The organism is Streptomyces sp. bgisy159 (assembly GCF_965341775.1).
Taxonomy (GTDB): domain Bacteria; phylum Actinomycetota; class Actinomycetes; order Streptomycetales; family Streptomycetaceae; genus Streptomyces.
Map to the genome: position 1 here is coordinate 1 of NZ_CBDQZH010000026.1, position 24,629 is coordinate 24,629.

The 24,629-nt window shown below is 73.2% G+C and carries 20 protein-coding genes; 4 read left to right on the forward strand and 16 right to left on the reverse strand.

The window, feature by feature from the left end; translation table 11 throughout:
• The 4 genes from ACSLTV_RS23325 to ACSLTV_RS23340 all read right to left on the reverse strand — a co-directional run.
• Nucleotides 1–861 (reverse strand): maltotransferase domain-containing protein (locus tag ACSLTV_RS23325; RefSeq protein WP_435612818.1); only part of this gene is annotated, 861 nt, incomplete at its 3' end.
• Nucleotides 862–1,048: 187 nt separating this feature from the next.
• Nucleotides 1,049–2,311 carry a S8 family peptidase gene (locus ACSLTV_RS23330; protein WP_435612819.1) on the reverse strand — a complete coding sequence of 421 codons (1,263 nt, stop codon included), beginning with the start codon at nucleotides 2,309–2,311 and terminating at the stop codon, nucleotides 1,049–1,051.
• 148 nt (nucleotides 2,312–2,459) lie between these two features.
• The gene (locus ACSLTV_RS23335) at nucleotides 2,460–2,948 is read right to left on the reverse strand and encodes a hypothetical protein (protein WP_432137915.1); all 489 of its coding nucleotides are present in this window, start codon (nucleotides 2,946–2,948) and stop codon (nucleotides 2,460–2,462) included.
• 3 nt (nucleotides 2,949–2,951) lie between these two features.
• Nucleotides 2,952–3,587 carry an ATP-binding protein gene (locus ACSLTV_RS23340; RefSeq protein WP_435612820.1) on the reverse strand — a complete coding sequence of 212 codons (636 nt, stop codon included), beginning with the start codon at nucleotides 3,585–3,587 and terminating at the stop codon, nucleotides 2,952–2,954.
• Between ACSLTV_RS23340 and ACSLTV_RS23345 the strand changes: the two genes are divergently transcribed.
• Complete coding sequence (locus ACSLTV_RS23345; RefSeq protein ID WP_432157268.1) at nucleotides 3,526–4,869, forward strand: hypothetical protein; 1,344 nt, start codon at nucleotides 3,526–3,528, stop codon at nucleotides 4,867–4,869. The two genes, ACSLTV_RS23340 and ACSLTV_RS23345, sit on opposite strands and share 62 nt — an antisense overlap.
• 245 nt (nucleotides 4,870–5,114) lie before the next feature.
• Nucleotides 5,115–7,757, forward strand: coding sequence for a glycosyltransferase family 1 protein (locus ACSLTV_RS23350; RefSeq protein ID WP_435612821.1), 2,643 nt, complete (start codon nucleotides 5,115–5,117; stop codon nucleotides 7,755–7,757).
• 8 nt (nucleotides 7,758–7,765) lie between these two features.
• On the opposite strand, the gene ACSLTV_RS23355 is transcribed toward ACSLTV_RS23350, so the two are convergent.
• The 4 genes from ACSLTV_RS23355 to ACSLTV_RS23370 all read right to left on the reverse strand — a co-directional run bounded on the left by ACSLTV_RS23355 (nucleotide 7,766) and on the right by ACSLTV_RS23370 (nucleotide 11,050).
• Complete coding sequence (locus ACSLTV_RS23355) at nucleotides 7,766–8,536, reverse strand: DsbA family protein (RefSeq protein WP_432157266.1); 771 nt, start codon at nucleotides 8,534–8,536, stop codon at nucleotides 7,766–7,768.
• A gap of 86 nt (nucleotides 8,537–8,622) precedes the next feature.
• A complete protein-coding gene (locus ACSLTV_RS23360) occupies nucleotides 8,623–9,948 on the reverse strand; it encodes an MAB_1171c family putative transporter (RefSeq protein ID WP_435612822.1) in 1,326 nt (441 codons plus the stop codon).
• Entirely contained in the window at nucleotides 9,945–10,547 is a 603-nt protein-coding gene (locus ACSLTV_RS23365; RefSeq protein WP_435612823.1) for a hypothetical protein, read from the reverse strand. Before ACSLTV_RS23365 ends, ACSLTV_RS23360 begins: the two co-directional genes overlap by 4 nt.
• Before the next feature lie 65 nt (nucleotides 10,548–10,612).
• Nucleotides 10,613–11,050, reverse strand: coding sequence for a helix-turn-helix domain-containing protein (locus tag ACSLTV_RS23370; protein ID WP_432137908.1), 438 nt, complete (start codon nucleotides 11,048–11,050; stop codon nucleotides 10,613–10,615).
• Between the two features lie 195 nt (nucleotides 11,051–11,245).
• Here ACSLTV_RS23370 and ACSLTV_RS23375 point away from each other — a divergent pair, with 195 nt between their 5' ends.
• Nucleotides 11,246–11,764 carry a hypothetical protein gene (locus tag ACSLTV_RS23375; RefSeq protein ID WP_432137907.1) on the forward strand — a complete coding sequence of 173 codons (519 nt, stop codon included), beginning with the start codon at nucleotides 11,246–11,248 and terminating at the stop codon, nucleotides 11,762–11,764.
• A gap of 38 nt (nucleotides 11,765–11,802) precedes the next feature.
• Entirely contained in the window at nucleotides 11,803–13,449 is a 1,647-nt protein-coding gene (locus tag ACSLTV_RS23380; RefSeq protein ID WP_432157262.1) for a S1 family peptidase, read from the forward strand.
• A gap of 67 nt (nucleotides 13,450–13,516) precedes the next feature.
• On the opposite strand, the gene ACSLTV_RS23385 is transcribed toward ACSLTV_RS23380, so the two are convergent.
• From ACSLTV_RS23385 to ACSLTV_RS23420, 8 genes are all read right to left on the reverse strand, one after another.
• Nucleotides 13,517–14,026, reverse strand: coding sequence for a DUF1990 family protein (locus ACSLTV_RS23385; RefSeq protein WP_432137905.1), 510 nt, complete (start codon nucleotides 14,024–14,026; stop codon nucleotides 13,517–13,519).
• A gap of 146 nt (nucleotides 14,027–14,172) precedes the next feature.
• Complete coding sequence (locus ACSLTV_RS23390; RefSeq protein WP_432137904.1) at nucleotides 14,173–16,221, reverse strand: M4 family metallopeptidase; 2,049 nt, start codon at nucleotides 16,219–16,221, stop codon at nucleotides 14,173–14,175.
• A 317-nt stretch (nucleotides 16,222–16,538) separates the two neighbouring features.
• Nucleotides 16,539–18,404, reverse strand: a complete 1,866-nt coding sequence (locus ACSLTV_RS23395) for an ABC transporter ATP-binding protein (RefSeq protein ID WP_432137903.1) — start codon at nucleotides 18,402–18,404, stop codon at nucleotides 16,539–16,541.
• Nucleotides 18,401–20,218, reverse strand: a complete 1,818-nt coding sequence (locus ACSLTV_RS23400) for an ABC transporter ATP-binding protein (protein WP_432137902.1) — start codon at nucleotides 20,216–20,218, stop codon at nucleotides 18,401–18,403. The genes ACSLTV_RS23395 and ACSLTV_RS23400 overlap by 4 nt, the downstream gene beginning before the upstream one ends.
• Nucleotides 20,219–20,324: 106 nt before the next feature.
• On the reverse strand, nucleotides 20,325–20,906 hold the full coding sequence (locus ACSLTV_RS23405) for an ATP-binding protein (RefSeq protein ID WP_432137920.1): 582 nt from the start codon (nucleotides 20,904–20,906) through the stop codon (nucleotides 20,325–20,327).
• A gap of 222 nt (nucleotides 20,907–21,128) precedes the next feature.
• A complete protein-coding gene (locus ACSLTV_RS23410; RefSeq protein ID WP_432137901.1) occupies nucleotides 21,129–21,896 on the reverse strand; it encodes an enoyl-CoA hydratase/isomerase family protein in 768 nt (255 codons plus the stop codon).
• Between the two features lie 77 nt (nucleotides 21,897–21,973).
• Nucleotides 21,974–23,218 (reverse strand): L,D-transpeptidase, encoded by a 1,245-nt coding sequence (locus ACSLTV_RS23415; protein ID WP_432137900.1) that lies wholly within the window; start codon nucleotides 23,216–23,218, stop codon nucleotides 21,974–21,976.
• Nucleotides 23,219–23,368: 150 nt separating this feature from the next.
• Complete coding sequence (locus ACSLTV_RS23420) at nucleotides 23,369–24,598, reverse strand: Ig-like domain-containing protein (RefSeq protein WP_432137899.1); 1,230 nt, start codon at nucleotides 24,596–24,598, stop codon at nucleotides 23,369–23,371.
• Nucleotides 24,599–24,629 lie beyond the last annotated feature (31 nt).

Genomic DNA, 24,629 nt, shown 5'->3' on the forward strand with positions numbered 1-24,629 from the left:
GTCCTCCGGCCCCGGCGACAGCGTGTTGTTGCGGCCCTTGCGGAACGTCGTTCCGATCGGGTGGACGGGCGGCAGATACACCACGTCGAAGCCCATGGCGGCGATCGGCTCCAGCCGCCGGGCGGCCGTGCGGAACGTGCCGTGCGGGCGCTCGGGCGTGCCCTCCGAACGCGGGAAGAACTCGTACCAGGAACCGAACAGCGCCCGCTCCCGCTCCACCAGCAGCGGCAGCGGATCCGACGCGGAGACCGGATCCCGCAGCGGGTGCCGGGCCAGCACCCCGTCCACCTCCGGTGCCAGCGCCGCCGCGAGCCGGGCGGCGGCCGGCCGGGACTCGTCCCGCAGCGCCTCGACGGCGGCCACCAGCACGTCGCGCTCCGCTTCGGGCAGGTCGGCGGCGGCGCGCTCGTGCAGCCGCGCCCCCTCCTCCAGCACCAGCTCCGTGTCCATGCCGGCCGGGATCTTGATCTCGGCATGGTGCCGCCAGGTGGCGATCGGATCGCCCCAGGCCTCCACGGCGTACGACCACCGCCCCGGCGCGTCCGGGGTGACGGTGGCGCCCCAGCGGTCGGTGCCGGGAGCCAGCTCGCGCATCGGGGTCCACGGACCCGGGCGGCCGTCCGGCCCGGTGAGGACCACATTGGCGGCGACTGCGTCGTGCCCCTCGCGGAACACGGTCGCCGAGATCTCGAACGACTCTCCGACGACTGCCTTGGCGGGCCGCCGCCCGTGCTGGACCACGGGACGGACATCGAGAACCGGAATCCGGCCGACGGCCGTCACCGGCCCGGCGGGGCGGGTGTCGGGCGCCTCGGTACGGCGCGTCGGGGGTGCTGACGAAGGGTGGTGCTTGGCGGGCATGACCGCTCCTGTCCGCAGCAACGAGGGTGGGCGGATGGAAGTGGGAGATTGGTCCTGCGGTGGTGTCTTCCCACCCTATTCGGGTGGGCAATCCGGCACCTTGTTAACTACTCGCGCGTATGTCTTCACACCTGCCCCGCTCCGTCCCGGACGAACGGAGCGGGACGCTCCCACCGTGCCGCCACGCCTACGGCACCTGCAGAAGCTTGTTCGGCGAACCCTTCCCGGCGCCGGAGACCTTCCCGCGAACCGCCCCGGAGACCAGCGCCTTCTGCACCTGCGCCGGAGTGGCGGTCCGGTGGCCGGCGAGAAAGAGCGCCGCCGCGCCCGCCGCGTGCGGCGCCGCCATCGACGTACCCGAGTAGACGGCCCGGCCGGTGTCGCTCGTGTGCGACGCCGAGGTGATCGCCCCGCCCGGGGCGAACAGGTCGAGCGCCGATCCGTGGTTCGAGTAGGGCAGGCGCGCGTCCCGGGAGTCGGTCGCCCCGACGGTGACCGCCTCCCGGACGTCCGCGGGGGAGTGCAGGGCGGCCGCGTCGCCGTCGTTGCCCGCCGCGATCGTGTACGTGACACCCGCCCGGATCGAGGCGCGTACGGCGGCGTCGAGCTGCGCGTTGTACGGACCGCCCAGGCTGAGGTTGGCGACGGCCGGCTGCCGGGCGTTGCGGGTGACCCAGTCGATGCCCGCGATGGCCCGGGTGGTGGTGCCCGCGCCCGCGTCGTCGAGAACACGGACCGAGACCACCCGGGCGCGCCTCGCCACACCCACCGAGGCCCCCGCCACGGTGGCCGCGACATGCGTGCCGTGACCGTTGCCGTCGGACGCGTCGCGGTCGCCGCCCACGAAGTCCCAGCCGTGGCTCGCCCGCTCCCCGAACTCCTTGTGCGTGATCCGGATACCGGTGTCGATCACGTACACGGTCACCCCGGCACCGGCGGAGGACGGAGCGGAGTAGCGGCCGTCCAGGGGCAGCCGGGGCTGGTCGAGCCGGTCCGGCCCCCACGACGGCGGTGTGCGCCGGGTGACCGGGGTGGCGCCCGCGGCCCCGGCGGGCCGGGCGTGCACCGGGCCGGCCGGGACCGCCGGCGCTCCGCCGACGATCACCCGGGTGTCCTGGACGACCGAGGCGACCGCCGGGTCCGCGGCGAGCCGCCGGGCCTGTCTCGGGTCGGCCGTGACCGCGTAGCCGTTGAGGACCGAGCCGTAGGTGTGGCCGATTGTCGCCCCGTACCGGGCGATCAGCCGCCGGCCCCGCGCCGACGGGGCCGACACCTCCTCCCGCAACGTCACCAGATAGCTCCCGACGACGGAGCCGGCCGCCCCGGCGCCGACGACGGTGCCCTCCGGTGCGGCGTGCGCGGGCAGGGTGGCCGCCGACAGCGTCACGGCCGTGGCCGCCGCGATCAGGCCCGCCACCGCGCGCAGCCGCCGGGTTCGCGTCCGTGCCATGGTTCGAGTTCCCCTCCTCGACTCGACGCGTCCCGGGTGCGTGCCCGGGGGCGTCAGGGTGCAGCCTGTCGCGTGACGCGAAGCGGCACAAGACGGCCCATGGGGGCGAAACCGGCCGCATTGGCCGACAGGCCTACTTGACGGGGGATCAGTCGATCCGGTGTTCCCATCGGAGGGCTGGAACGCCGTCGACCCAGTAGGTATGTGACCTCTGGTTGACCTCCACACGCACCGCGTCGATGCCGGGGGCGCCGGCCTCCCGCCACGCCGCGACGGCCCCTTCGACCGCGTCCCAGACCGCGACCGGCCCGCCCTGGCGCACCGTCCACTGGCCGTTGTGCTCCCTGAGAGCCGCGAAGGACTCACGACCGGTGTCGAACAGGTAGACCGTCTCGCGGCCGTCGTCACCGACGGCTTGTAGGAACTGGGCCCCGGGCGCGCAGAGTTGGGCGAGGAACGCGGGGGTCCACTCGTCGAGCAGCGCCGGAGAAAGGGTGGTGCTCCGCTCGGTGTCGGCGTAGGTGGCGGCTTCCTTCTCGTCGTGGGGGCGTGGCTGGTCGCCGTCGCGGCGCGTGGACGCGGCGGGGCCGCTGATGGATGGACCCCGGCGGCAGGGGAGCGGACTCGACGGGTTCACTGCTCATCGGCCGCCCTCGACACGGAGTTCCGCCCAGACTTCCTTGCCCCAGGGGCGTCTCCCCGATCCTTTGAGGTCGTAGCCCCAGCGGTCGGCGATGGCGTCGATCAGGAGCAGGCCACGGCCCGACTCCTCGTCGTCACCGGCGGGGTGGAGTTCCGGCACGACCCACGGTGCCCGGTCCACCACGCCTACGCGCACCCACGCCGGGCTCGGGCGTCTGACCGTCAGCCGGATCAGGCGGCAGGACGTGTGCTTCGAGGCGTTCCCGACCAGCTCCGACGTGATCAGCGCGGCGCGGTCGGCGTGGCCGCTCAACTGCCAGGCGGCAAGCACGGCACGAACGAACGCACGGCCTGTCCGAGCCGTCTCCGGAGCGCACGGAAGGGTCTGGCTGTAGGCGGGGCAGTTGGCTGAGGTGGTCGGGATCAAGGTGCGGAGTCTCGTCATGGGCGTGCCTTCGTGGTCATCTCGGTGCGCGAACGGCCGGTAATCAGCCAACCGCCTTACGTGACCGGCCGGAACGGGGGACAGTTGGAGGAGGGTTGAACTGGTTGAACCGATCCGGGAGTTCTCCATGGCGCGACGTGACCGAACCCCGAACACCGCTCTCGCGGCCCTGATGACGGCGGGAGGCATCCAGAACGCGCAGTTGGCCAGGAGGGTGAACGCCGTCGGGCGGGAGCTCGGAGTGACCTTGCGGTACGACAAGACGAGCGTGTCGCACTGGCTCGGCGGCAGTGTGCCGAAGTCGGAGGCGCGGCCCGCCGTCGCCGAGGCGCTCTCGCGGTTCCTGGCCCGGCCCGTGACGTGCGCCGAGATCGGCTGGGAGAGCCCGGCGACCGATCCCGGCGACACCGTCTCCGGAGTGATCGACCTGAGCCGGGCGGACATGGACCCCTCCCGGCGCGGAGTGCTCAAGGGCGGTATGTACGCCGCAGCGCTGGCCGTGCCGAGATTCGACGACGTCACCGACCGCCCGGACCGTACCCGGGCCGCGGCGGCCGGGCGCACGGTACGCCTCGGCTCCGGTGACGTGGAGACCGTGCGCACGATGACGGACAAGATCGCCGACATCCTGGACCAGGTGGGCGCCGGCCACGCCCGCCCGATGGCCGCCGCGTTCCTGGTCAACAGCGTGGGTCCCTACCTGCGAGCCTCCGGCACCGAGCGGGTCCAGGCGGACATGAAAGCCGCCGCCGCCGACCTGGTGTACCTGACGGGCTGGATGGCCATGTACGAGAACCAGCAGGGCCTGGGACAGAAGTACTACCTACGGGCCCTCGACCTCGCCGGCGAAGCCGGGGACCACGTCACCTACTGCCGGACCCTGCGCGGCATGAGTCTCCAGGCCGGCCACCTGGGCCACGGCAAGAAGGCACTCGACCTCGCGGACTCGGCGGCCGAGGCGGCGCCGGCCTCGGGGCCGCGTCTCGTGGCGTTCCTGCGCGGGCAGCAGGCCGCCTCGGCGGCGATGACCGGCGACCGGCACACCGCCCTCACCCGGCTGCGGGAGACCGAGACCGCGCTTTCCCGGGCCGAGGACCGACGCGACGCCGTGGGCGGCTACGACCAGGCCGCCTACTTCTTCCACGAGGCACACGTGCGCTGGCACCTCAAGGACCCCGAGGGATCGATCAAGGCCCTGCGTCGGTCCAACGCGGCCCGCAGCCCGCTGGAGCGTCAAGGGAGGCTGCACTGCCTCGGCGTGATCGCCGAGCGCCAGTTCCGCACCGGGCACGTGGAGGCCGCCTGCCGGAGCTGGAACGCTTTCCTCGACGAGCACATGGCGATCTCGTCGGCCCGCGGCGATGAGCACCTGAAGGCGATGCTCAAGGCGCTCCCGCCGTACCGCGGGGTGGCGGCGGCGCGGTACCTGGAGGAACGGGCACGGCAAGTGGCCGCCGCCAAGGCGGCCTGACCTCCGCGCACGGAGTCGGCCCGACCGAGGGGTGGAGCGACCCGATACCCTGGGGCCGGCCCCGGGCCCCGCCGTAGCCCGCCGTCTCGAACAACTGGGCCACACTCTCCCCCCGGACATCGACTTCGTCGACGCCACTCACCCGGACACACCCACATCAACCCCCAAGTAACGGCTACCGTCGACACTGACGACGGGACGCACACCGCGGTGCGTCCCCCTCCGCACGCGCGACGAGGTGGAATGTGAAGGCGATCCGTCGATTCACCGTCCGGCCCGTTCTCCCCGACCCCTTGAGGCCCCTGAGCGATCTGGCCCGTAATCTGCGCTGGTCCTGGCACGCGGAGACGCGTGAGCTCTTCCAGTCCGTCGATCCCGAGCGCTGGGCGATCTCCGACGGTGATCCGGTACGGCTCCTCGGCAGCGTGCGCCCCGAGCGGCTCGCCGAGCTGGCCGAGGACCGCCGGTTCCTGCGTCGGCTGGCCGCCGCCGCCGGTGACCTGCACGACTATGTGACCGGCGACCGCTGGTACCAGGCGCAGGGCGGTGAGCCGCCCGCGGCGATCGCCTACTTCTCGCCGGAGTTCGGCATCACGGCGGCGCTGCCGCAGTACTCCGGAGGTCTCGGCATCCTCGCCGGCGACCATCTGAAGGCGGCCAGCGACCTGGGCGTCCCGCTGATCGGCGTGGGGCTGCTCTACCGGCACGGCTACTTCCGGCAGACCCTGTCCCGGGACGGCTGGCAGCAGGAGCACTATCCGGTGCTCGACCCCAACGAGCTGCCCCTGGTCCTGCTGAAGGAGGGGGACGGCACCCCGGCCCAGGTCGAGCTGGCCCTCCCCGCCGGCCGGACCCTGCGCGCCCGGATCTGGCTGGCCCAGGTCGGCCGGGTGCCGCTGCTGCTGCTCGACTCGGACGTCGAGGAGAACGAGTTCGGCGAGCGCGGGGTGACCGACCGGTTGTACGGCGGTGGCAGCGAGCACCGCCTGTTGCAGGAGATGCTGCTGGGAATAGGAGGGGTTCGGGCGGTACGGACGTACTGCCGCCTGACGGGGCATCCGCAGCCGGAGGTGTTCCACACCAACGAGGGCCACGCCGGCTTCCTCGGCCTGGAGCGGATCGCCGAGCTGTGCGACGGCAGGGGCGACAAGGGCACCGACGGCGGGCTGGACTTCGACTCCGCGCTGGAGGCCGTACGGGCCGGCACGGTCTTCACCACGCACACCCCCGTCCCGGCCGGCATCGACCGCTTCGACCGCGAACTGGTCGCCCGCCACTTCGGGCCGGACGCCGAACTCCCGGGCATCGACGTCGGCCGCGTCCTCGGCCTCGGCATGGAGACCTACCCCGGCGGCGAGCCCAACCTGTTCAACATGGCGGTGATGGGGCTGCGGCTCGCTCAGCGCGCCAACGGCGTCTCGCTGCTGCACGGGCGGGTCAGCCGGCAGATGTTCGCCGGGCTCTGGCCGGGCTTCGACCCCGAGGAGGTACCCATCACCTCCGTCACCAACGGGGTGCACGCCCCGACCTGGGTCGCCCCGGAGGTGTTCCGCCTCGGCGCCCGGCAGATCGGCGCCCAGCGCGCCGAGGACGCCCTGAGCGTCGGTGGCTCCGACCGCTGGGACTCCGTCGCCGAGATCCCCGACCAGGAGATCTGGGATCTGCGGCGCGACCTGCGCGAACAGCTGGTGCAGGAGGTGCGGCGGCGGCTGCGGGCGTCCTGGCGGCAGCGCGGCGCCGGCACGGCCGAGCTGGGCTGGATCGACGGGGTGCTCGACCCGGACGTCCTCACCATCGGCTTCGCGCGCCGCGTGCCCTCGTACAAGCGGCTGACGCTGATGCTGCGCGACCGGGACCGGCTCATGGAACTGCTGCTGCATCCGGAGCGGCCGGTGCAGATCGTCGTGGCGGGCAAGGCGCACCCGGCGGACGACAGCGGCAAGCGCCTGGTCCAGGAGCTGGTGCGGTTCGCGGACGACCCGCGGGTGCGCCACCGCATCGTCTTCCTGCCCGACTACGGCATGGGCATGGCGCAGAAGCTGTACCCGGGCTGCGACATCTGGCTGAACAACCCGCTGCGCCCGCTGGAGGCGTGCGGCACCTCCGGGATGAAGGCCGCCCTCAACGGCTGCCTCAACCTGTCGGTCCTGGACGGCTGGTGGGACGAGTGGTTCCAGCCGGACTTCGGCTGGGCGATCCCCACCGCGGACGGCGCGGCCACGGACGCGGACCGGCGTGACGACATAGAGGCGGCGGCGCTCTACGACCTCCTGGAGCAGCGTGTCACCCCGCGCTTCTACGAGCGCGGACGGCAGGGGCTGCCGGACCGCTGGATCCAGATGGTCCGCCAGACCCTCACCCTGCTCGGGCCGAAGGTGCTGGCCGGCCGCATGGTCCGCGAGTACGTGGAGCGGCTGTACACCCCCGCCGCGCTGGCCCACCGTTCGATGCGTCCGGACGCGGCGCGGGAGCTGGCCGACTGGAAGGCGCGGGTCCGCTCGGCCTGGCCGCGGGTCGCCGTGGACCACGTCGAGACCTCGACGAGCACCGCGACCGCCGAACTGGGCACCACCCTCGCGCTGCGGGTCCGGGTCCGCCTCGGCGACCTGCGCCCCGACGACGTGGAGGTGCAGTCCCTGTCCGGACGGGTCGACTCCGAGGACCGGCTCGCCGACGCCACGACGGTCGCCCTGAAACCCACCGCGGGGCCGGACACCGAGGGCCGCTGGCTGTACGAGGGCCCCCTCTCCCTCGACCGCACCGGGCCCTTCGGCTACACGGTCCGCATCCTGCCCGCCCACCACCTGCTGGCGTCCGGCGCGGAACTAGGCCTGCTGTCGGTGCCCGCGGAGGACCTGGCGGAGCAGTCGGGGGTGCTCCTGCGGTAGTCAGCGGCTCACCGCCCGGCCGCGGCGGCGTCGACCTGGCGGGTGAACCGGTCGGCGCCGACCGCCTTGCCGCTGTCGTCGATCACCGCGACGGGGGTGTCGCCGACCTTGACGGTCGGCGTGCCGGTGACGTCGCTGGTGTAGAAGGCGTCGGCGACCTTGTCGGCCCAGGCGAGGTACGTCCCCTCCTTCACGGCCTTGTTGAAGGCGGGTGTGCGCAGCCCCGGCACCTTCCCGGCGATCTCCAGCAGCTTGCCGGTGGAGCCGAAGGTGTCGGTGGTCTCGTCCTCGGGCTGGGCCGCGTAGAGGGCGGAGTGGTAGGCCTTGAACAGGGCGGGGCTCTCGTTCAGGGCGGCCCCGAGCGCTCCGAGCGCGGTCCGGGACCCCTTGCCGCCGAGCCGCTTGTCGAGGAAGGCGGCCAGGTGGAACTCCACCTTCGCCCTGCCGGAGGCGACGAGGGAGTCCACGGTCCCGCCGAGCTCCTGCTCGAAGAGGCCGCAGTACGGGCAGCGCAGATCCTCGTAGACGTGCAGGGTGACGGGGGCGCCGGCCCTGCCGTACGGGATGACGGTGCCGTCCTTGCCGGTGGTGTGCGCGGGGACGACCAGTGCGGCGGGTGCGGCGGCCGGGACGTCCGGGGTGGCGGCGGTGCCCGGGGAACCGTCGTCCAGGCCGAACCCGATGCCGATGCCGGCGGCCAGGCCCAGAGCGGTGGCCGCGCTGCCCAGGACGAGGGCGCGACGGCGGATGGCGGGGTGACGCGGGGGCTTGCTCTCCATGCGCCCGACGCTACGGAGCCCGCCGGCGCCGAGGAACGGCCCTGCGGTCCACCACCGCGGGGGCCTTGGGCCCGTCCGGGACCGCCTTAGGGCCCGTTGCGGTCCGCCGCGGTCCGCTGCGGTTCGGCCGTCCGCTGCGGTGCGGTGGTGCCGCGGTGCCGGAGCGGGCTCGGCGGCGGGTCCGGGATGTCCCGCTCACGGGCGGTGCCGGCCGGCACGGGCAGGGAGGCCGCGAGGTCGCGGACCACGGGGTGGCCGCAGTGGACGGCCACCCGTCCCAGCCACGCGGACGGATCGCCCCCGGGGCCGGCGGTGTCGCGCGGAGGCCGGGGGCGGGCGTCGGCCGGGGGTGCGGCGGGCTGTGCGGCGCGGGCCCGGCCGACCGCGTGGCGCAGGGCGACGGCCTCGGTGGCCGCCGCCAGCCGGGCACCGGTGAACCCGAGCGCGGCCAGCCGCTCCCGGGCCGTCGCCTCGATGCCGGGGTCGCGGAACCGGTCGAGGGCGAGCAGCGCGTCGCTGATCTCGATGGTGTACCGGTACAGCAGAAGGGCGGGCTCGGCGCGCAGCGGGGCCGGCAGCGGGAGGACGACCTCGGGCACGGCGCCGGTCAGCAGCCGCCACAGGGGTTCGAGGCGGCGCAGCGCGCGGCGGTCGGCGCGGGAGCGCCGTCGCTCGGCGAGGGCCGGCCAGGCGAATCCGGTCCCGGACAGCAGCAGGGTGACCGTCAGCAGGACCTGGGTGGTGGGCACGACGACGGCGTCGTCGAACAACGGCCCGCCGAAGCCGCGCAGCGCCAGGTAGGCCCAGCGGTGCAGCGCGTAGCCGGCGGCGGTCGCGGCGCCCGCGCCGATCAGGGTGAGCGAGGTGCGCAGGGGGCCGGGCGGCGCCTGCCGGCGGTGCCGCAGGCACATCACGCCGATCGCGTTCACGCCCCAGGTCACGTAGCCGAGGAACACGCTCCAGTAGGCGACGTGGGCGGGCGAAGAGGCGGCGGTCAGCAGGTGCTGCTCACCGGCCGGCCGGGGGGCCAGGAAGAACGCCGTGCCGAGCGCGGCGGCGGCCACGGGGAGCGGCAGCCACTCGCCGGGGCGGCGGCCACGCGTCGTGACGACGTCGGCGGGGGCGGACATCTGGCGCACGAAGGCGGTCAGGCAGGTGATCGCGGACATGCCGAGCAGATGGCCGACGAGGTTGGTGACGCTCTGCACACCGGTGGCGCCGTCGATCACCCGGCGCACCGCCGGCACCCCCACGGTGACCGACAGGGTGACGAGGGCGACCACCGCGGCCAGCGTCCGGGACGGCCGTGACTCCGGTCCGGCGCCGCCGCGCAGGCAGCGGCGGGCGGTGTACGCGGTGAGCGACCACATCGGCACCAGCAGGACGGCCTCGAAGGGTCGGATCGCCGTCATCGGGGGCGCTCCGCTCCGAGGGCGCGGGCCAGCCGGCCGAGGACCTCGGACCCGTCGGCGGCCGGCGGCAGGCCGTCCGGTCCGTGACCGGCCGACCGCTGGTGGATCAGCGTGGCCATCAGCTCGGCCTGCTGCTCCTGCAGTTCGGTGTAGTCGGTGCGGCCCCGGGCGAGCAGCCGCCGCACCATGGCGGGGTCGAGGTCGGGGAAGAGCGACTCCATGCCGGGCAGGTGCCCGACGCCGCCCCCGCCGCCGTCGCCGTCGTCCTCATGACCGGGGGTGGTGTGGTCGAGCAGGAGGTGGGAGAGCTCGTGCAGGATGATGTGCCGCTGGTGCAGGTCGCTGGTGGACGTCTCGTAGAAGATGTGGTCGGCGTGGCCGAGACTGATCCACAGTCCGCACAGATGGGCGGTGGCCCCCGCGTCTTCCGGCAGCGGCGACAGGGTCAGCGGTCTGCCGTGCCGGCGCTCGATCGCGGCGCACAGCGCGTCGATCGTCAGGGGCCGCGCCCGGGGCAGCGGCAGGTCGTCCAGGATGGCGTCGCACCGGTCCCGGAAGTCGGACCACGACCCCGCCCGTGCCCCGATGCCGTGAAGCACCCCGTTCCCTTCCCCCCGGCCCGATCGGCGGCGTGCCGCCCGGTCATGTCACGGGAGGGGAGACGCTAGTTCGGGCGGCCGGGTTCCCGCGGCCGGTCGGCGGACTGCTCGACGAGGCCGCGCACCACGTCCAGGCCGTGGGCGGAGAGGGTGGCCACCGCCGCCGCGCGCAGGGCGACCGCCTTCACGTCGTGGTCGCGCATGGCCTTGAGGAGGGCGAGCTGGGCCATGGTCCGGTCGGCGACGGCGTCGTCGACGAAGTAGCCGACCGGCACACCGAAGAAGTCGGCGAGCGCGCGCAGCGTCCCGACGGTGGGATTGGGTGCCTTGCCGTTGAGCAGCATCGACAGACGGCCCACCGAGAGCGAGACGCCTCCGGGCTCGTCGACCGCCTTGATGCCGTCGACCACCTCCTGAAGGGTGTGGCGTCTGCCCAGCGGCTGCACATGCTCGAAGAGGTACTCGAGACGGGCCGCCAGTCGCTCTCCCTCGGGCTCACTCACGCTTGCTCACCTCTCGCTGCATCCGGCGGTCCGAGCATTATCACGCCTGTCGCATGCGACTGCACATATAGGTGTGTCGGACGCGTCGAGGTAGCACGTCGAAGCAGGGATTCTTGCATGTGAACGGCTGCATCGCATGAGCCTCGGTGATCAAATGCTTTCACTAAAGTGAAACAGCCTGTTAAGGTCGCCCAGGTGAAGACACGAAAGCTGATTGTGCGAACTGTTGGCGCGGCCGTGGGGGCGGGCGCCTTGGCGTGGCTCGCGACAGCGGGCGGTACGCCGGGCGCTCAGGCCCCCGCCGGTGGCACGCCCGTGCAGGCCGTGGCCGACGAGGCCCCCGGCTACGCCGTGGAGGACTTCAACTACCCGGGCGCGGACCAGATCCTCGCGGAGAAGGGCATCACTCTCAAGCGCGGCGACGGCCACATCACGCTCGCCGACTGCGTGACGGGGACCGGCCAGCTGGAGGTCTGGGCCCGCAGCAAGGACAAGGTCTGCTTCGACGTCACCGGCACCTCGGGCTGGCTGACCCTGGAGATCCCCTCGGTGTACGGCGTGCGCGGCAACGACTACGCCACCCAGGTCGACATGACCACCGGCACCGAGGAGAAGAGCTTCGACGTCGCGAAGAACAGCTGGACCCCGGTCGGCGAGAGCGCGGACGAGCAGGGCCGCGAGTTCATGCTCGTCGAGATCCGGACCAGCGCGTGACTCCGCCGCACATCCGCAAGCCGACCGAAGGAAGAGACATGCTCGCATCCCGTCCGCGCCCGGCGCGGACCACGGCCCTGCTGATGACCGCCGCCGCCGCCGCGTCGGCCGGACTGCTGGCGCCCGCGCCCGCCGGGGCGGTGACGGGTCCGCAGGCCGCCGACGGGCAGCCGGCGTCCGTCGTGCGGCTCACCATCGGCGACGAGGCCGACGCCCGCGGCTGCACCGCGACCCTGATCGACCAGTGGTGGCTGGCCACCGCCGCCAGCTGCTTCGCCCAGACGCCCGGTGAGCACCTGGTGCCCGCGGGGAAGCCGGCCCTGCCGACCACCGCCACCCTGAGCGACGGGACGGCCGCGGCGGTCGTCGACCTCCGGCCGCGCACCGACCGCGACCTGGTCCTCGCCCGCCTCGCCGCCCCCGCCACCGGCTTGGCGGGGGTGCGCCGCGCCACCGCGAGCCCCCAGACCGGGAGCGAGCTGACGGCGGCCGGTTTCGGCCGGACCGGCACGGTGTGGGTCCCCGACCGGCCGCACACCGGCGCGTTCACCCTCGACTCCGCCGACGCGACCACGCTGTCCATCACCGGCAAGGGCACCGACGCGATCTGCAAGGGCGACACCGGCGGCCCCCTGCTCAACGCCCAGGGTGAGCTGGTGGGTGTCAACAGCCGCTCCTGGCAGGGTGGTTGTCTCGGCACGGATGCGACGGAGACCCGGACCGGAGCCGTGTCGGCCCGGATCGACGACCTGGCCGACTGGGTCCAGGACGTGCGGGCCCTGACCCCCGGCTGGAAGGCCGAGACCGTCGTCCAGGCCGGCACCGGCCTCTACCAGGGGATCCGGCTGGCCGACGGGTCGTGGACCGCGTTCACCGACGTCCAGTCGGAGGCCGGTGACATCGGCGGCGTGCGGGCGGCCGCCGTCGCCGGCATCAACGGCGACACCCACGTGGTGGCGCTCGGCGGCGACGGACACCTGCGGCACGTCGTACGGTCGGCGGACGGCACCTGGGGCACCTTCGGCGACGTCAACTCCCAGGCCGGCGCGCTGAACGACGTCACCCGGGTGTCGGCCGTGTCCATCGGCACCAGCCTGCACGTCGTGGCGGTCGCCGGCGGCAAGGTGTACCACACGGTCCGCGGGGCCGACGGCAGGTGGACCCGGTTCGGTGACGTCGCCGTCGCCACCGGCGGCCCGATCGGCACCGTCACCGCCGTCGCCACCGCTTCCGCCGGCGGTGAGCTCCAGTTGGTCGCCGTCAGCGGCGGCAAGGCGTACCACACCGTCCGCCGGACCTCCGGGGTCTGGACGGTCTGGGGCGACGTGGCCCGGGCGGCCGGCGCCACCGGTCCGGTCACCGCCGTCACCATGGCGGGCGCGGGCAGCGACGCCCACCTCGTCATCGCCACCGACGGCGGCAGCCGCCAGTACCACGCCATGCGGTACGGCAACGGCACCTGGGCGCAGTTCGGCGACCTGAAGGGCTACCTCGGCGCCGTGACGGCCACGTCCGTCGGCGCGGGCACCGTCGACGGGGAACTCCAGCTCGCCGTGACCACCGCCGACGGCCGGATCCTGCACATCGTCCGCCACACGGACAGGACCTGGTCCCCGGCCGAGACGGTCACCGTCCGGGGCGTGACGGGCACCCTCGGCCCGGTGTCCCTGGCCGGCACCCTCTGAGCCCGCTCCGGCTCCCCGCGCCGCCGCACGCCGCCGCGGGGAGCCGGACCCCGGGTACGGCGTGCGGTCAGCCGGCGTCGGCCGGCGCGCACAGCCGGCGCAGCACCGCGCCGCACCGGCGGGCGTAGGCGTGCTGGAGTCCCCGGGTCGCCGGGCCGCCCGCCTTCGCGTACCACTTGGCCGGGCGGCTGAAGGCCGACACCGTCAGCCAGACCGTCCCGTCGCCGGTGCGCTGCACGACGAACGCCTCCTCACCGCACTCGGGGTGACCGGGGAGCGTGCCGTACGCCCAGCCCGCGCGCCGGTGCTCCGCCACCGTCCACACCACGCGGCAGGGCGCCTTGATGACGCCGCCGAGGACGACCGTGACCTCGACGCCCTCCGCGGCCCGGTCCGCCGTGGCCTCGACCCCGACACCCAGGGCGCGGTGCATCTCCCAGGTCTGGACGGCGTCGGCGGCTCTGCGGAAGACGTCCTCACCCTCGCCGATGCGGGTGCGTACCAGCATCGGGTGGAAGCCGGGCGGGCAGAAGCCCGGCTCGCGGGTCGCGCCGACGTCGTCGTACGTGAAGGACATGGGGCCCAAGCGTACGGCGGCCCCCGGAGGCGCCCTGTCCGGGGTGGCCGCGAACGCGGACGGGCGCCGTTCCGGCGGGATTCGAACCCACCGGGACGGCGCCCTGCTCGGCGACTCGTGCCGTGTCCGTCGCTGCTACCGGCGGACTACGGGAAGGTCAGGCTCCAGCTGTTGATGTAGCCGGTGTCCCACGAGTAGTTGTCCTGCACGCGCAGCTTCCAGGTGCCGTTGGCGGTCTCGGAGGAGGCGTTCACCGTGTAGGTGGTGTTGATGTTGTCCGAGCTGCCACCGGTGCCGTAGTCCTTCAGCAGGTACGTCGTGCCGTCGGGGGCGACGAGCTGCACCCGGAGGTCACCGATGTAGGTGTGCACGATGTCGACCGCGACCTGGAGGTTGGAGGGCGCGTTGCCGGACCGGCCGGAGACGGTGATCGAGGAGGTCACGGCCGCGCCGTTGTCCGGGATCGACACGTCGGCGCCGTTCTCGAAGGTGGTGCCGCCGCCACCGCCGCCGCCGGAGCGGGAGCCGACCGAGACGCCGGCCCAGGCGTCCTGCACCGCCTTGTACTCGGCGGACGTCGTGCCGTACAGCTCACCGGCCGCCGCGAGGGTGCCGGTGCGGGCGCCCGCGTAGTTGGTGGTCGAGGTGAACTTCGTGGTCAGCGCGCGGAACCAGATCTTCTCCGCCTTGGCGCGGCCGATCCCGGTCACCGGGAGGCCGTCCGACGTCGGCGAGTTGTAGGTGACACCGTTGATGGTCTTGGTGCCGCTGCCCTCGCTGAGCAGGTAGAAGAAGTGGTTGGCCGGGCCCGAGGAGTAGTGCACGTCGACCGACCCGATACCGGAGTACCAGTAGTCCTTCGACGCGCCGTCCCTGCTCGGCTTGTCCATGTAGCGCAACGGGGTGCCGTCGCCGTTGATGTCGATCTCCTCGCCGATGAGGTAGTCACCGACGTCGGAGGAGTTGTTGGCGTAGAACTCGACGGCCGTGCCGAAGATGTCGGAGGTCGCCTCGTTCAGGCCGCCGGACTCACCGCTGTAGTTGAGGCCGGCCGTGTTGGAGGTGACGCCGTGGGTCATCTCGTGACCCGCGACGTCGATGGAGACGAGCGGGTTGCTGTTGCCCGAGCCGTCGCCGTACGTCATGCAGAAGCAGCTGTCGGACCAGAACGCGTTCACGTAGCTGTTGCCGTAGTGGACGCGCGAGTAGGCGGCCGCGCCGTCACCGCGGATGCCGCTGCGGCCGTGCGTGTTCTTGTAGTAGTCCCAGGTCAGCGCGGCCCCGTAGTGGGCGTCGGCGGCCGCGGACTCCGCGTTGGACGGGCTGCCGTTGCCCCAGACGTCGTCGGAGCCGGAGAAGAGCGTGCCGGTGCCGGAGGAGCCGTGGTTCAGGTTGTACGTCTTGTGCCCGCCGCGCGCGCCGTCGGTGAGGTTGTACGACGAACCCGACTGGGTGGTGGTCAGGTTCACCGTGCCCGAGTACACCGTGTTGCCGGTGCCGGTCTCGATGGCCTCCCACTGGTACAGCTGCGCGCCGGTGGTGGCGTCGGTGATGACGTGCAGTTCCTGCGGGGTGCCGTCGTGCTGGAAGCCTCCGACGACCGTCTCCCACGCCACGGTCGGAGTGCCGCTCGCGGCCCATATCACCTTGCGCGGGGCCCCGTTGACGTCCGGGCTCTTGGCGTCCTCGGCCTTCGCGGCGGACAGCGCCTGCCGCTCCGCCTTGGCGGTGGACACGGCGGTCGCGGTGGTGGCCGGCTTGATGGCGGCGCGGGTGGCCTTCACGACGCCGCGCGTCGCGCCGGCCTTGGTGGTCGTCACCACGAGGTCGCCGCCGAGGACCGGCAGCCCGGCGTAGGTGCGCTCGTAGCGCGTGTGGACCGTGCCGTCGCTGTCCTTGACGACGTCCCGGACGACCAGCTTCTCCTGGGCGCCCAGGCCCAGCGACCTGGCGGTGTCGGTCCGGTCGGCGTTCGCCTGCCCGATCAGCTCGGCGCGCTGCGACGGCGAGAGCTGGACGGCGTCGGCGCCGGGAACCGCGGCACCGGCCGCCGCGGGAGCGCTCTGCGGGGCGGCGGTCGCCGCACCGGACTGCACGGCGGCGGCGACCAGTGCGGCCACGCCCACCAGGGCGACGGCCGTGGTCCTGCGGTACGCGGGGTGGGAGGTGCGTCTGCGAGAGGGACTGCTGCTCAACACTGACTCCTTCTGCGGGCCGCGGGTCGCACGGCCATGGGGAGACCGGCCGACGGGTGGGCCGACCGGGCAGAACGGGGTGTACGGAGTGCGTGCGGGGTGGCCGGGTCCGGGGTGGGGCAAGTGGGGTTGCTGTGGACCGGCACTGGGAAGCGTGGCAGGAGACCGCGGTTTCTGTCAGGAGCGCGTCAGAAACTTGGCCGGAAACAGTCCGTTGTCCGGGAGATGGCATCCGGTATGCGGACAGTTGGGGCGAAGTTCACCTGCTGACGCTATGTCAGCAGGTGGGCCGGCCGAGGGGCCGGCGGGCGTGCGGTTCAGGCCAGGCTGTCCCGCCACGCCCGGTGCAGGTCCGCGAAGCGGCCGGTGCCCGCGATCAGTTCGGCAGGGGTGCCGTCCTCGACGATGCGGCCGCGCTCCATCACCAGCACCCGGTCCGCGATCTCGACAGTGGACAGCCGGTGGGCGATCACCACGGCCGTACGGCCCCGCAGCACCGTCGCCATGGCCCGCTGCACGGCCCGCTCACCGGGGATGTCCAGCGAGCTGGTCGCCTCGTCCAGGATCAGCACCGCCGGGTCGGCGAGCAGCGCCCGCGCGAACGCCACGAGCTGACGCTGGCCGGCGGAGATCCGGCCGCCCCGCTTGCGCACGTCCGTGTCGTAGCCCTCGGGCAGCGCGCTGATGAACTCGTGCGCCCCGATCGCCTTGGCGGCCCGCTCGATCTCCGCCCGGCCGGCGTCCGGCCGCCCGAGGGCGATGTTGTCGGCGACCGTCCCGGAGAACAGGAACGCCTCCTGCGTGACCATCACCACCCCGCGCCGCAGCTCCGGCACAGGCAGCTCCCGCAGGTCGACGCCGTCCAGCAGCACCCGCCCCTCGGTCGGGTCGTAGAACCGGGCCAGCAGCTTGGCCAGGGTGGACTTGCCCGCGCCGGTCGAGCCGACCACCGCGACCGTCTGCCCGGCCGGCAGGGTCAGATCGAACCGGGGCAGCACCTCGCCGCCGGTCCGGTAGCCGAAGGCCACCGAGTCGAAGACGACCTCCCGGCCCGGGAACTCCCCCCGGCGCGGCGGCAGTTCCCGCGCCACCGACGGCTCCGGGACCGACGGGGTCTGCGCCAGCAGCCCCGCGATCTTCTCCAGCGAGGCGGCCGCCGACTGGTAGGAGTTCAGGAACATGCCGAGCCGGTCGATCGGGTCGTACAGGCGGCGCAGGTACAGCACCGCGGCGGCCAGCACGCCGAGCGCCAGCGTGCCGTCCGCCACCCGGTAGGCGCCCCACAGCACGATCAGCGCCACCGCCGTGTTGGCGACCACCCGCGAGGTGACCACGTAGCGGGCCATCTCCAGCAGGGCGTCCCCGTTGGTCCGCTCGTGCCGCCGGTTCAGCTCGGCGAACTCCGCGTCGTTGACGGCCTCCCGGCGGAACGCGCGCACCGGCCGGATGCCGTTCATCGTCTCCACGAACTTCACGATCACCGCCGCGATCGCCGTCGACCGCGCCCGGTACACCCGCCCGGCCCGCCGCCGGTACCCCCGCACCAGCAGGTACAGCGGCACGAACGAGGCCACCGCCACGCCGCCGAGCCCCAGGTCCAGCCAGAGCAGCATCGCCGAGATGTACACGAAGGACAGCACGACGGTGACCAGCTCCTGCAGGCCCTCGTTCAGCAGCTCCCGCAGCGACTCCACGTCCGTCGTCGAGCGGGAGATCAGCCGGCCCGAGGTGTACCGCTCGTGGAAGTCGACGCTCAGCGCCTGCGCGTGCCGGAAGATCCGGCCGCGCAGGTCCAGCAGCACGTCCTGGTTGACCCGCGCGGACGCGACGACGAACGCGTACTGGAGCACCCCGGAGGTCAGCGCGCACAACAGGTACCCGGCCGCCACCGCCACCAGCGGCCCCGCGTCGTCGCGCTCGCGCAGCGCCGGCACGGCACGGTCGATGGCGTACGCCACCAGCAGCGGACCCGCCTGCACCGCCGCCTGCTGGAGCAGCAGCAGGAGCGTGGTCACCGCGACCCGGGCCCGCATCGGGGCGAGCAGCGAGCGCAGCAGGGCGGCGGTGGCTCCCGGCGGGGTCGGCAGGACGTCCCGGTCGAACGGGTCGCCGGCGCTCGTGCCCGCGGGGCTGCGGTCCTCCTCGTCCGGCGCGGCCGGGGCGGGTGTCGTCGGCGCGGTCATCGGCGGTGGACCTCCTCGTACCCGGCGGCGTCCCCGGCCCCGGACATCAGACGGGCGTACTCGGCGTTGCCGCGCAGCAGTTCCTGGTGGGTGCCCACGGCGGTGATCCGGCCGCCGGACAGCAGGGCCACCCGGTCGGCGAGCAGCACGGTGGACGGCCGGTGCGCCACGATCAGGGCCGTGGTCTCGGCCAGCACCTGGCGCAGCGCGGCCTCCACGGCGGCCTCGGTGTGCACGTCGAGTGCGGACAGCGGGTCGTCCAGCACCAGGAAGCGGGGCCTGCCCACGACCGCCCGGGCCAGCGCCAGCCGCTGCCGCTGACCACCGGACAGGCTGAGCCCCTGCTCGCCGACCTGGGTGTCCGGGCCCTGCGGCAGCCCGGCCACGAAGTCCGCCTGCGCGACGGCGAGCGCCCGCTCCAGCTCGGCGGCGCCCGCCCCACCGCCGGTCCCCATCAGTACGTTGTCCCCGACGCTCGCGGAGAACAGCGTCGGCTCCTCGAACGCCACGGAGACCAGGGAGCGCAGCTCCTGCCGCGGCATCCCGGCGATGTCCCGCCCGTCGAGTGTGATCCGCCCGGCGCTCACCTCGTGCAGCCGCGGCACCAGCGCGGTGAGCGTCGTCTTCCCGCTGCCCGTGGCACCCACCAGCGCCATCGACTCCCCGGGCCGGATGTGCAGATCGATCCGGTCGAGCACGGGGGGCGAGTCGGGCGCCGCGTCCGGGTAGCGGAAACCGACGCCCTCGAACCGGATGCCGTCGGGCCGGGCCGCGCCCCGCGGCGCCGGGCCGCGCGCCCCGCTCGCCGCCGGCCCCCCGCCCTCCGGCTCCACGTCCATCACCTCGAAGTACCGCTCGGTGGCCGTCGCCGCCTCCTGGCTCATCGCCAGCAGGAACCCGATCGACTCCACGGGCCACCGCAGGGCGAGCGCGGTCGACAGAAAGGCGACCAGCGTCCCCGCGGACAGCGCCCCGTCCGCGACCTGCACCACCCCCACCACCAGGGCCGCCCCGATCGCGGCCTCCGGCAGGGTGACGATGACCCCCCAGATCACCGCCAGCAGCCGGGCCTTGCGCAGCTCGGTGCCCCGCAGCGTCCCCGACAGCTCCCGGAACGCGCGCGCCTGGCTGCGGTGGCGCCCGAACCCCTTGATGATGCGGATCCCGAGGACGCTCTCCTCGACGACCGTCGTCAGATCGCCCACCTGGTCCTGCGCCCGCCGGGCCACCGCGGAGTACCGCTTCTCGAAGACCACGCAGGTCACCATCACGGGCACGGCCGGCCCGAGGATCACCAGCCCGAGCGTCCAGTCCTGCAGCAGCATGATGACCACGCCGACCAGGATGGTCACCCCGTTGACCAGCAGGAACGTCAACGGGAACGCGAGGAACATGCGCAGCAGCATCAGATCGGTGGTGCCCCGGGACAGCAGCTGACCGGAGGCCCACCGATCGTGGAAGGCGACCGGCAGCCGCTGCAGACGCCGGTACAGATCCGCCCGCATCTCCGCCTCGACGTGCGACAGCGGCCGCGCCACCAGCCACCGCCGCAGCCCGAACAGCAGCGCCTCGCCGAGCCCGAGCAGCAGCAGGAACAGCGCGCCGAGCCACACCCCGCCGGGGTCACGGTCGGCGACCGGCCCGTCCACGAGCCACTTCAGCACGAGGGGGATCACCAGCCCCGTGCAGGAGGCGACCACGGCGACGAAGGCGGCGGTGAACAGCCGCGCCCGCACCGGCCGCACATAGGGCCACAGCCGCAGCAACGTCCGTACGACGGACCGGTCCTCGCTGGTTGCACTGGTCGCAGACATCGGATCCGAGCCTACGGACAGCGCACCGGCCCGGCCCACCGAGTTTCGCCCGGTTCACCCTCCTCCGCTGGACCTACGTCCCGCGTCCGGGGCACCGCTCGGCCCGTCAGCGGTCGCCGACCCGCATCTCGAACCAGGTCGTCTTGCCGCGCGGCAGCAGATCCACGCCCCACCGGTCGGAGAGCTTGTCGACGAGGAAGAGGCCGCGCCCGCTGACGTCCAGCTCCTGCACGGGTAACAGACAGGGCAGTCCCCGCGAGGGGTCGCGGACCTCGACGCGGATGCGGCCCCGGGGGCGGCGCATCCGCAGCCCGAACACCCGGGCGCCGGTGTGCCGTACGGCGTTGCCGACGAGTTCGGAGACGAGCAGGACCGCGTCCTCGGTCAGCTTGGGCGACAGCCCCCAGTGGCGCAGCACCACCACCTGGGTGAGGCGGCGGGCGGTGGCCGCCGATTCCGGGCGGGAGGGGAGCGGAACCTCCGCCTCCGTCGGATCGCCGAACAACTCGATCGCCTTGAGCGCCCGTTCGTCCTCGATCGCGGGCGACCAGCGCGCCGCGTCCACACGCCCGGGCCCCCGCGGCTGTCCGATACCCTCCAGCCCCGCCATGCCCCCATCATGGCCGTCCCAGGACCGCTCCGTGGCCGTTCTGCCGTAATGCGCCCCCCGGAAGCGACCATTCCGGATCGTGTCGGCGGCATGTGCCGCAGGTATGTCGCGGGTGCGGCCGACACCTCTGACCTGCGGCGGCGACGCTTCACCGGCCCAAGGGCGGAGCCCCCCGACACAACAGGCTTAAGGTCGCCTTAAGGCTCCCATAAACCGCCCCATCGGGGGACCCGGGCCAGACGCCCCGTCAATTGCAAGGGCTCCGGCGGAGACGACGGCGGGAACGCGGCGAGACGCGTCTCACAGGAACTTCGCCTTGCCCGGCCCCTCCTCCACGAAGCTGCGCATCCCCCGCTCCCGGTCCTCGGTGGCGAACAGGCCGGCGAACCAGTTCCGCTCCACCGCGAGGCCCGTCTCGATGTCCGTCTCCAGACCCGTGTCGACCGCCTCCTTCGCCGCGCGCAGCGCGAGCGCCGGACCCTGCGCCAGCTTCGCCGCCCACGCGTGCGCCTGGGCGTACACCTCCTCGGCCGGTACGACGCGGTCCACCAGACCCAGCGCGAGCGCCTCGTCCGCCGTCACCATCCGACCCGTGAAGATCAGGTCCTTCGCCCGGGAGGGCCCGACCAGCCGGGACAGCCGCTGGGTGCCGCCGGCACCCGGGATCAGGCCGAGCAGGATCTCCGGCTGGCCCAGCTTGGCGTTCTGCCCGGCGATCCGGTAGTCCGCGCACAGCGCCAGCTCGCAGCCGCCGCCGAGCGCGTACCCGGTCACCGCCGCGACCACCGGCTTGGGAATCCGGGCCACCGCGGTGAAGGAGTCCTGCAGCGCGCGGGCGCGCAGGACCATCGCCGTGTGGTCCATCGCCTGCATCTCCTTGATGTCCGCGCCGGCCGCGAACACCCTCTCCCCGCCGTAGAGGATCACCGCGCGCACGTCCTCGCGGCGCGTGGCCTCCTCGGCGAGCTCCTTCAGCCGGTCCTGCGTGGCGACGTCCAGCGCGTTCATGGGCGGGCGGTCGAGGCGGATCGTGCCGACGCCCTCGGCGACTTCGAGATTCACGGTCATGCCAGCAGGTTAACGGCCACTAACGACAACGGGCCCGGTGCCGTGGGTCACAGCACCGGGCCCGGGGGAGCGGACGGCTACTTCGTCCACTCCTCCCACGGCATGTTCCAGCCGTTGAGCCCGTTGGACGCGGCGACCGTCGGGTCGGTGGAGTTCTTCACGACCACCACGTCACCGACCATCGAGTGGTTGAAGAACCACGCGGCCGGCACCCCGCTGTCGTAGCCGCCGCGCACGTCGCGCAGGCCGACGCAGCCGTGGCTGGCGTTGTAGTTGCCGAAGGCGTCGCCGCCCCAGTAGTTGCCGTGCACGAAGGTGCCGGAGTCGGTCAGCCGCATGGCGTGCGGGACGTCCTTGATGTCGTACTCGCCGTCGTAGCCGACCGTGTCGCCGTTCATCCGGGTCACCGCGAACTTCTCGCTGATGACCATCTGCCCGTTCCAGGTGGCGTACCCGGCCTTGCCGGTGGTCACCGGGAGCGTCTTGACGACCTTGCCCTCCTGCGTGACCTGCATGGTGAGCTTCTTGGCGTCCACGATCGAGACCTGGTCGCGGCCGATGGTGAAGGACACCGTCTTGGACTGCTTGCCGTACACCCCGTCGCGGCCCTCGACCCCGTCCAGGTTGAGCCTGACCGTGACCTTGGTGCCGGCCTTCCAGTACTGCTCGGGACGGAAGTCGAGCCGGTCGTTGCCGAACCAGTGGCCCTGGACGTCCACGGCCGGCTCGGTCTTGATCTCGATGGCCTTCTCCACGGCGTCCGGGTGGGTGATCCCCCGGGTGAAGCGCACCGAGAACGGCATGCCGACACCGACCGTGGAGCCGTCCTCCGGGGTGAAGGTGCCGATGAACGTGTTGGCCGGCGTCAGCGTGGTGAACGCGGAGTCCTCGGCGGCGGTCCGCCCCGCCGAGTCCTTCGCGACCGCGTGCACCTGGTACTTGGTGGCGGCGGCCAGGTGCGTGGCGGGCGTCCAGCCGCTGCCGTCGGCAGTGATCGTGCCGTCGACCCGGGTGCCCTCGTCGTCCTTGACGACGACCTCGGTGAGCCTGCCCTTGGCGGCGGTGACCTTCAGCGTGCCGCTGGTGTCGACCGACGTGGCACCGTTCTCCGGCGCGATGGTGACCACGGCCTCCGACTGTCCGCCTGCCGGCTGCGCCGACGCCTGCCCCTTGCCGTCCTGCGCCTCGGCTTCCGCCTGTGAGCCGCCGCCCCCGCCGCAGGCGGTCACCGCGAGCAGCAGACCGCCGACGAGCAGTGCCGTCCGGCCCCGGGCCGTGCGGCGCGCGCCAACCGACGCCCCCGATATCGGTCGCACCTTCACTTGTTCTCTCCCCTCGCCGGGCCCTGACCGGAACCCGCACCCCCGCGCGTCTCCCACGCGCACTGGCGCATATTAACCACAAGGTCAGGGGCCCGAAGAGGCCGCGAATGTCACCGTTCCGTCCCAACATCGACCTTGGTAACGAAGGGGTCACTTCGCCGCGCCGCCGGCCACCCAGGCGCGCCACGACATGTTCCAGCCGCCGAGCCCGTTGTCCGGAGCCACCCGCTTGTCCTCGCTGTGCACGACCTCGACGACGTCCCCGACGAGGCTGCGGTCGAAGAACCAGCCCGCCGGGGTGTCCGACCCGCCGCCCTTGACGTCCCGCAGGCCCACGCACCCGTGGCTGACGTTGGTCCGGCCGAAGGTGTCGTCGGCCGCCCAGTAGTTGCCGTGCAGGAAGGTCCCCGAGTCGGTCAGCCGCATGGCGTGCGGCACGTCCGGGATGTCGTACTCGCCGCCGAAGCCGACCGTACGGCTGTTCATACGGGTGACCTCCAGCATCTCGGTCACCACCATCTTCCCGTTGTACGTCGTCGTCTTCGGGGCCCCGGCCGTGACCGGCACCGTGGCCAGCAGATGGCCGTCGCGCCGCACCTCCATGGTGTGCCGGGCCGCGTCCACCAGGGCCACCTGGTGGCGGCCGACGGTGAACGAGTACGTCCGGTGCTGCAGCCCGTACACCCCCGGCGCCCCCTCCACGTCCCGCAGCCGCAGGTCGACGGTGACCCGGGTGCCGGGCTTCCAGTAGGAGCGGGGGCGGAAGTCGAGGCGGTCCCTGCCGAACCAGTGCGGCCGGATCTCCACGGCCGGCTTCGCTGTCACCCGCACCGCCCGCTCGACGGCCACCTGGTTCTCGATCTCCCGGTTGAACTCCAGGGAGACGATCATCCCGGTGCCGACCGTGGCCCGGTGCTCGGGGGTGACGTAGGCGACGAAGCGTTCCTCGGGGACGAAGGTGGTGAAGGTGGTGTGCCGGGCCGAGCGGTGGCCCTCGCCGTCGACGGCGACCGCGTCCACCGAGTAGCGGGCGGCCGGCGCCAGCCGGTCGTCGGCGGGCCGCCAGGTCCGCCCGTCGGCGGAGACGGCGCCGGGCACCTCGGTCTCCTGGGCGTCCTGGGAGCGCGTCACCCGCACCGACTCCAGCCGCCCGTCCGGCACCCGCACCCGCAGCCGCTGCCCGGCGCGCACGCCCCGGGCGCCGTCGTCCGGGGTGACCCGGATGAGCTCCTCGGCCGCCCGGTGCTTGCCGAGCATCCCGTCCAGTCCGCCGGGCGCGTCACCGGAACACCCGGCCGCCCCGCACATCAGTCCTGCCCATGTCAATACGGCGGCCAGTGCGGCCCCCGCGCGCCGCGCGCGCCCGTGTACGTACTTCACGCGGTGACCAACGACGGGTGTGCTCCGGGGA